This is a genomic window from bacterium, from assembly GCA_030693325.1.
Taxonomy (GTDB): Bacteria; Patescibacteriota; Minisyncoccia; order UBA6257; family MFKM01; genus MFKM01.
In genome coordinates, this window is record JAUYAV010000006.1 from 1 (window position 1) to 3,687 (window position 3,687).

The 3,687-nt window shown below is 42.7% G+C and carries 5 protein-coding genes; all 5 read left to right on the top strand.

Annotated features, from left to right (window positions below; all coding sequences use genetic code 11):
• A partial coding sequence (locus Q8N22_00525) for an SDR family NAD(P)-dependent oxidoreductase (GenBank protein ID MDP3052426.1) occupies positions 1 to 525 on the top strand: 525 nt, incomplete at its 5' end.
• Between the two features lie 64 nt (positions 526 to 589).
• Positions 590 to 1,534 (top strand): 4Fe-4S dicluster domain-containing protein, encoded by a 945-nt coding sequence (locus tag Q8N22_00530; protein MDP3052427.1) that lies wholly within the window; start codon positions 590 to 592, stop codon positions 1,532 to 1,534.
• Positions 1,512 to 2,306 carry an FAD/NAD(P)-binding protein gene (locus tag Q8N22_00535; protein MDP3052428.1) on the top strand — a complete coding sequence of 265 codons (795 nt, stop codon included), beginning with the start codon at positions 1,512 to 1,514 and terminating at the stop codon, positions 2,304 to 2,306. The genes Q8N22_00530 and Q8N22_00535 overlap by 23 nt, the downstream gene beginning before the upstream one ends.
• A 4-nt stretch (positions 2,307 to 2,310) precedes the next feature.
• Positions 2,311 to 3,051 carry a hypothetical protein gene (locus Q8N22_00540; protein MDP3052429.1) on the top strand — a complete coding sequence of 247 codons (741 nt, stop codon included), beginning with the start codon at positions 2,311 to 2,313 and terminating at the stop codon, positions 3,049 to 3,051.
• Positions 3,041 to 3,687 (top strand): nickel-dependent hydrogenase large subunit (locus Q8N22_00545; GenBank protein MDP3052430.1); only part of this gene is annotated, 647 nt, incomplete at its 3' end. The genes Q8N22_00540 and Q8N22_00545, both read left to right, overlap by 11 nt.

Sequence of the window (3,687 nt, forward strand, 5' to 3'; positions counted from 1 at the left end):
AATTTGATAAAAAAAGCCGTTGAGAAATTCGGGAAACTGGATATTTTAGTCAATAATGCCGGAATTTTCCCTTTCACGCCTTTTTTGAAAATGACGGAGGCCGATTGGGATAAGGTTTTAAACGTTAATTTAAAAAGCGTTTTTATGTGTTCCCAAGCGGCGGCTGAAATTATGAAAGACGGCGGGAAAATAATCAGCATATCGTCTATTGCCGCTTTTGTAGGATTTGAAGGACTGACGCATTATTGCGCTTCCAAGGGAGGCGTTAGCGCTTTCACCAGGGCTTTGGCTTTGGAATTGGCTTCCAAGAAAATAAACGTGAACGCAATCGCTCCCGGCGCCATTGATACTCCCGGAGCGGCTTCTAATGATGAGGCTAAAAAACAGACGATTGTCGTTATTCCTTGGCAAAGGATGGGCTTGCCCGAAGACATTGCTAACGCCGTTGTTTTTTTGGCCTCCGACAGAGCGGATTACATAACCGGACAAACCATTGTTGTCGATGGCGGATACACTCTAAGATAAAAACGATAATTATGCCGAGCAGTAAAAACTCGGTTGATTCACTAGCTAAAAATTAAAAGAATATATGATTTCAGTTATAGAAAAATCCGACATCTCCATATTATTAGAGCGTCTTTCAAGGAAATATTCCGTTATTAATTACAAGAAAGACGAAATTGCTTTGTCGGCTAAAGGCCATTTTTTTGCGCCGCGGGAAAATTTATTTTCTTTTGTCTTCAAACAAAAAAAATTATCGATTCCGCCGAAATCAAAAAGAAAACTTCTGCTTTTCGGTTTGGATTTGATTGACCTTGGAGCCCTTGACCAGCTTGACGAGATAATGACCAGACCCAAAGAAGATTATTTTTATCTTAAGCAAAGGGAAAATTCGGTTATCGTCGGACTGTCAGAATATTCAATCACCGTTCCCGTGACCGTTGGCGATTTAATTTTGGAAAAGATAAACGAAAATCAGTACAAGGCGATTCCGCTGACAAAAATCGGGAGGGAAATCGTTAAAAATAAGCTTTTTAAAATAGAAAAAAATCCTAAAATTTTAAATTATCCGGAAGAAAAAAAGGGATTAAGAGAATTAGTGAAAGATTCGGAATTATTAGCTGAAGCGGTTTCCTGGTCTTGGCTTAAAAAACATCCCATTTGGGATGAGCTGGAAAAAAATTGTCTCGGTTGCGGCATCTGCACTTATGTTTGCCCGATTTGCCATTGTTTTTCGGTGGAAGACGAAATTAAGCTTGACGGTTCGGAATGCAGCCGTTGTCGCTCGTGGGACGCCTGCACTTTAAATAATTTTGCCAAGATAGCCGGCGGCAAAAATTTCCGGCCTAATTTGAAATACAGATATTACAACTGGTTTTATCATAAATTTGTTCGCGCCTACAAAGAATACGGCAAATCCCAGTGCGTCGGTTGTGGCCGTTGCCAAAAATATTGTCCGGCCCGCATAGACATTGAAAAAGTTTTATTGGAAATTATTAAAGATTACCAAAATGAAAAATCTCTATCAGCCTGAAACGGTTAAAATAGAAAAAATTGAAGCGCTTTCGCCGGGCGTGAAGTTGTTGCGTTTAAAAAAACGCCTGAATTTTATTCCGGGCCAGTTTGTTTTAGCCGGCTTATGGGGTTGGGGAGAAGCGCCTTTTGGCGTGGCTTCTTCGCCGTACGATAAAAAATATTTTGATTTAGTGGTCAGAAATGTGGGCACGGTTTCCGCGGCTATTCATTCTTTGGGGAAAGGCGGGGAGATTGCCGTCCGTGGTCCTTACGGCAATGGTTTTCCGCTGGATTTTTTCAAAGGAAAAGACGTGGTAATGGTCAGCGGAGGTTGCGGGATACCGCCGATAGCCAGCCTGATTGAATATTTCATCAAGAATCGGAAAGAATTCGGCCGGCTTTATCTTCTTTACGGAGCGGCCACTCCTAATGATATTTTGATTAAAAATAAAATCAGCCAATGGCAGAAAGCCGTTAAAATTCTTTTAACGGTTGACAACCCGACGCCCGGCTGGAAAGGGTATACTGGTTTAGTCACGGAATTAATAAAAGAAATAGAGATTAATCCTTTGGACGCGGTGGCGGCGATGTGCGGACCGGGGCCGATGACCGCCGCTGTGGAAAAAATATTAAAACCACTGGGCTTGCCTGATCGCCGGATTTTTGTCAGCGATGAAAGAAAAATGCACTGTGGCCTGGGTAAATGCCAGCATTGCACTACCGGCGAGAAATATGTTTGTCTTGACGGCCCGGTGTTTAATTATGACCAAGTAGATAAAAATTGGGATTAAATTTATGAAGAAGATAACTTTAGGCATATTTGATTTCACGGACTGCGAGGGCTGTCAGGTGGAATTAGTGGCCCTCAAAGAAAAACTTTTGGCTCTTTCCGAAAGGGTGGAAATAGTCAATTGGCGGTTGGGCCAGGAAAAAGCCGAGCTTGAACAATTTGACGTCGCCTTAATTGAAGGCACGCCGCTTGTCCAGGAAGAAATTGATTTGTTAAAAATCATCAGAGAGAAATCAAAACTGGTTATCGGTTTGGGAACTTGCGCCACGCTCGGAGGCATTCCTGGGATTATGAACAAAGAAGAGCGCCAGAAATGGTATGAGAAAATTTACGGCCCGGATTATAAAGGCCGGGGGATTGACGCCTTACCTTTGAGCGCTTACGTGAAAGTTGATTTTCTGATTCACGGCTGTCCGGTAAACGGGACCGAGCTGACCCGGATTTTCAGCGATTTAATTAACAACAAAAAATTAAATTATAAAGATTACTCGGTTTGTTTCCCGTGCAAAGTGGCCAATATTCCCTGCCGTTTGTTGGAAAATAAACCCTGCCTCGGGCCGATTACCCAGGGCACTTGCGGAGCGATTTGTCTTAAAGGCGGCAGCCCGTGTTACGGCTGTTTCGGGGTGAAAGACGGAGCCAATGTCGGGGCGCTTTTGACGATTCTCAAAAATTTCGCCGGTGAAGAGGAAATTGATAACTATTTTTCAATGTTTCACAATAAATCAAAATTATATGATAAATAACGAATTCATCGCCAAAATTGAAGGCCATGGCTCAATAAATATTGATTTGGCCAGAAAAAAAGCGGAATTAAAAATTCTGGAAGGCGAAAGATTGTTTGAGGGAATTTTGGTCGGTCGGCCGGCCAAAGACGCGCCCTGGATAACGGCCCGGATTTGCGGGGTTTGCCCGATTGCCCATAATTTGGCATCGCTTAAAGCAGTGGAAACGGCTTTGGGGATTATTCCCAATAAAACTACGATTTTATTGAGAAAACTGATGATTACCAGCCAGATGATCCAGAGTCATGCTCTTCATTTGTTTTTTCTGGCTTTGCCGGATTATCTTGGGTTGGATAGCGGTCTGGAATTAGCCAAGAAAAACCCCGCGGCTTTCAAGGCCGCTCTTACCCTCAAAGAAATAAGCGACGAGATTTCTCACGTGGTGGCCGGCCGGGAGGTCCACCCGACAACCACGGCTATCGGCGGTTTTTATAAAATTCCCGATAAAAAAACTTTAAAAGATTTATTAAATAAATTAGACAAAAACATCAATTCCGCGTTAACCGCCGTCGCTGTTTGCAGAAAACTTAATTATCCCAAATATAATATTGACCTTGAATTTGTCAGTCAGACCGACAGGAAAAATTATCCGGGCTA